The sequence below is a fragment of the Mobilicoccus pelagius NBRC 104925 genome (assembly GCF_000247995.1).
Classification (GTDB): domain Bacteria; phylum Actinomycetota; class Actinomycetes; order Actinomycetales; family Dermatophilaceae; genus Mobilicoccus; species Mobilicoccus pelagius.
In genome coordinates this window covers 1-4,385 of sequence record NZ_BAFE01000031.1, presented here as the reverse complement: position 1 = coordinate 4,385, position 4,385 = coordinate 1, and the positions used below count along the sequence as shown (strand labels likewise).

2 protein-coding genes are annotated in these 4,385 nt (G+C 63.7%); both read left to right on the top strand.

Annotated elements, in window-relative coordinates; genetic code table 11:
- Positions 1–46: 46 nt before the first annotated feature.
- Positions 47–3,082: an SNF2-related protein gene (locus MOPEL_RS05815; protein ID WP_245544724.1), complete on the top strand. Its 3,036-nt coding sequence runs from the start codon at positions 47–49 to the stop codon at positions 3,080–3,082.
- 36 nt (positions 3,083–3,118) lie between these two features.
- A partial coding sequence (locus MOPEL_RS17125; protein ID WP_009481929.1) for a DNA methyltransferase occupies positions 3,119–4,385 on the top strand: 1,267 nt, incomplete at its 3' end.

The window sequence follows — 4,385 nt, the reverse complement described above, 5'->3', positions numbered from 1 at the left end:
GGTGGACTGGTTGCGGTCTGTCGACGCTGACGGTGCGCCACGGGTGGTGGTGCGCCGCTACACAGGAGGGTTCCTGCACGGCAAGGCGTACCTGGTCGAAGACAGCGCGACACAAGCCGCGATCGCAGGGTCCTCGAACATGACGTTTGCGGGGTTGGCGTTGAACGCCGAACTGAACCTCGGCACCGGGGGCGGGACACCGTCGGCGGCGAAGGTCCATGAATGGTTCGAGGGGTTCTGGGCGGCCAGCGATCCATACGACCTGGCTGGCCTGTACGGGCGACTGTGGGACCCGCACACCCCGTGGATGATCTACCTGCGGATGCTGTGGGAGCTCTACGGGGCACACCTTGGTGAGGAAAGCCCCCACGTGAAGACTGGGCTCTCGTTGACCCGGTTCCAGGCCGACGGGGTGGCCCGGATGGAGCGGCTCCTGGACGAGCACGGGGGTGTGCTGGTCGCTGACGAGGTTGGCCTGGGTAAGACCTACCTGGCCGGTGAAGTGATCTTCCGGACCGCGAACCTGAACCGTCAACGGGTCCTGATCGTGGCGCCGGCAGCTTTGAAGACCTCGATGTGGGAGCCATTCCTGCAGGCTCATGACTTCTCCCGGTGGGTGAAGATCTACTCCTACGAAGAGGTTCGCAATCGTCTCGACCCCGGCCACCCAGGTCATCACTCATTCGCCCAGGAGATCGAGGACTACTCCCTTGTCGTGATCGACGAGGCGCACAACCTGCGGAACTCCTCGGCCCAACGGTCAGACGCGGTCGACCGAGTGATCACCGCAGGGTCTCAACCCAAGCAGGTCGTCCTGCTCACGGCGACCCCGGTGAACAACTCCCTCGCTGACCTGGAGACGTTGATCAAGTACTTCATCAGGGACGACGCCCGGTTCGCGACCTTGGGGATCCCCTCCATCCGGCAGTACATCAAGGACGCCCAGGCGATCGACCCGGCGAACCTGACCCCGGAGCACCTGTTCGACCTGATGGACCAGGTCGCGGTCCGTCGCACCCGCAAGTTCGTGAAGGAGCACTACACGAACGAGATGATCATCGGCCCGGACGGGAAACCCGCCACGATCAAGTTCCCCCAGCCGAAGGTGCGACGCATCGACTACGACCTCAACGAAGCAGGACTCGTCTTGATCGACGCGATGGTCTACGCCCTGGACGACCCGACCGACCCGCAGGCCCACACTTCCTGGGAAGACCGGTCCGTGGACCCGAACCGGCTCATGCTGGCCAGGTACATGTCCTCCAGGTACACCCTCGACCAGGACCTGTTGGAGTACCAGATCACCAACGCGGGGCTGCTCCGCTCTGGCCTGCTCAAACGGTTGGAATCCAGTCCCGACGCCCTCCACACGTCACTTGGCAGGATGGTCACATCCCACGAAGCGTTCCTCGCCGCCCTGAACAAGGGCTGGGTCCTGAAGGGGGAGGCGCTCAGCGAGTGGGTGTCGTCGGAGTCGGACGACCTGGACTCGTTCGTGGAAGCGTTCGACGACGAGAACGAGCAGGTCGAACCGGCAAGCGGGTACCACCTCACCGAACTGGAGGCCGACGTCCGGTCAGACATCAGCGTGCTCAGGCGGTTGCGAGACCTCGCTGCGGTCGCGATCGAGGGAACCGAACCGAAGGTCGAGGAGCTCATCTCCGAGCTCACCCAACTCGCCGAAGACGCGCGCCGTATCGACGCGCGCGGTGTCCCCCACCGGGACCGGCGCAAGGTCATCGTCTTCTCGGCGTTCACCGACACGATCATCCCGATCCACGAGGCTGTTGTGGCTGCGATCGGCGCAGCACCAGCCGGCTCGCCACTGGCCGACTACAAGGGCAGGGTCGCCCCGCCGATCATGGGCGCATACGCCAAGGTCCACGAACGTGGCGCATCCGGTGGCGTCGACCAGGGCGGCCGTGCCGCCACGATCGCCGGCTTCGCCCCGAAGACCGCAGGACCGAGGGGTGCCCAGGGTGAACCGACCGCGAGGGATGAGTACGACATCCTGTTCACCACCGACGTGCTCGCTGAGGGAGTCAACCTGCAGCAAGCAGGGCAGATGATCAATTACGACCTGCCGTGGAACCCCATGAGGATCGTTCAACGGCACGGCCGTGTCGACCGGATCGGCTCTCAGCACGACTACGTCAACCTTGGCTTGTTCTTCCCGGCTGAACGGCTCGACGACCTGCTCCGGCTCGAGGAGCGACTACAACGCAAGCTCGCCATCGCCGACGCCGCCGTTGGCGCAGGGGAGGTCCTCCCCGGCCGTGGCCCAGGGCACGAGGTCAACCTCACCGACGACCACGTCACCGACGAGTTCGAGAAACTCCTCGACACCGGCGGCTCTTCTGCGTCCTTGTCTGGTGAGGAATACCGGCGCCGCCTCTACGGGGCCTTCACGACCGACACGACCACGAAGGCAGACATCCTCGCCCTGCCCTACGGGTCGGGCAGCGGGTTCGAGAACCCCGCGGTCCATGGCAATGGCTACGTCTTCTGCATCCGCATCGGCGACAGCGACAAGCCTTGGTTCCGGTACGTCGCCGTCGACGACGACTGGGCCGTCACCACCAACGAGAACGGGGAGCCCCGGGTTTCTGGTGACACGCTCGTCTCCCTCCGCGTTGCCGACCCCGAAACCGCGGCCAGGCCACGTTGGTTGACCGATCACGTCTACGACCGCGCTTTCGACGCCTGGGAGGAGGCCCGCTCTCACGCCTACACCGCGTGGAACGAGCTCACTGACCCCAACGCGTTCCAGGCCGAGATGCCTCTTTCGTTCCGAGACGCCAACCAACTCGTCTTTCGCGCTGGCGGCTACCTCGGCCGCGACGCTCAGATCGCACTCGCCAACCGACTTCGCGCAGTCCCATCCGCCAAGGTCGCCCGTCAGATGCGAGGAGCCCTCAACGAAGGCCGCACCGACGAAGAACGCATCAAGCTCGTCACAGAGATCCTCGACGAAGCCGGGATCACCGCGCCGCCACCACGCCAACCGTTACCCGAGGTCGAGCTGCATGAGGTGCGGCTTGTGACCTGGATGGCCGTGCGAGGAACTCGCGAGGCTAGTTAGTCCCAGGGCGGCCGGCCCGCCGTGATGGTGAGATGGGTGGCCTTCAGCAGGTGGGATGGGTGCAACACGGCTGATCCGTCGAGGGAACCGCCGTACAACACCGGCGGAAAGTTCGCTTGGCTCTACAACGACGATTACGTCGATACTGAGGACGACTACCAGCATTCGAAGTGGCTGGCATTCATGGACCGGCGGCTGCGCCTCGCCCGTGAGCTACTCAAGCCGAGCGGCGCGATCATGGTTTCGATCGGTGATGACGAGCAGCATCGGTTGCGGATGTTGATGGAGCAGATCTTCGGCGTCACGAACCATGTCGCCCAGCTCGCGATCGAGATGTCCACAACTTCGGGGCCAAAAACGACGAACGCTCAGCAAGGCACCATCGTCAAGAACGTCGAGTATGTCCTGATTTACCGGAAGTCGCCCGCGTTCGACACTGAGGTTCGGCACACCCCGCTCTACGACAGCATCGATAAGTGGGATACCCACTACTCGCTGTGGCTCAACGACGACGGGACTACCGAGTCTGTCTACGACCGACTAGATCACGAACCCAGCATCCGTGAGGACATCGTGAACTTCCGACTGGTCAGCGAGAAGGGAAAGTCGAAAGGGAAGTTCATCGGGGCGAAGGGGATGGACGTCCTGCTCGCAGCGTCACAACCAGCAAGGGACTTCCTCCTTTACAACCTCGACAAGATTGGTCGCACTGACACGCCGCCCGTATCGGGGAGAGAAGTGTCTGTTCCTCCGGAGCGATGGGTTTGGCATGAGGCTGAGGGGCGGTCATATCGGCTCACAAAGTCCAAGACCGGCACGCTGTTGCAGATCTACACCCTCGATCGCAATTACCGGACGGCTGACGACGCTGACGGGCGCTTCGGTCGCACTGTCATTCGTGGCGACTTGTGGCGCGGATTCCACCAGGACATGGGCAACGTGTCGAAGGAAGGTGGTGTCGGCTTCGCCAACGGTAAGAAGCCGATTCGGCTCATAAAACAGCTCGTTAGGTGGGCGAACAACTCGCCCGACGCCGTTGTCCTCGACTTCTTCGCCGGCTCCGGCACGACCGCGCACGCCGTCGCCGCGATGAACGCGGGGGACGGCGGGCATCGTAGGGCGATCGTCGTCACGAACAACGAGCTGAGCAAGGCTGACCGACAAGCTGCTGTTGCTGCTGGCCACCGTGCGGGAGATCCCGAGTGGGAAGCGATGGGGGTGTTCGAGGCCAAGACGAAGCCGAGGCTCCTCAACGCCTTCGCAGAAACCTCGGCCAACGCGGAGTTCTTCGACCTCACCTACG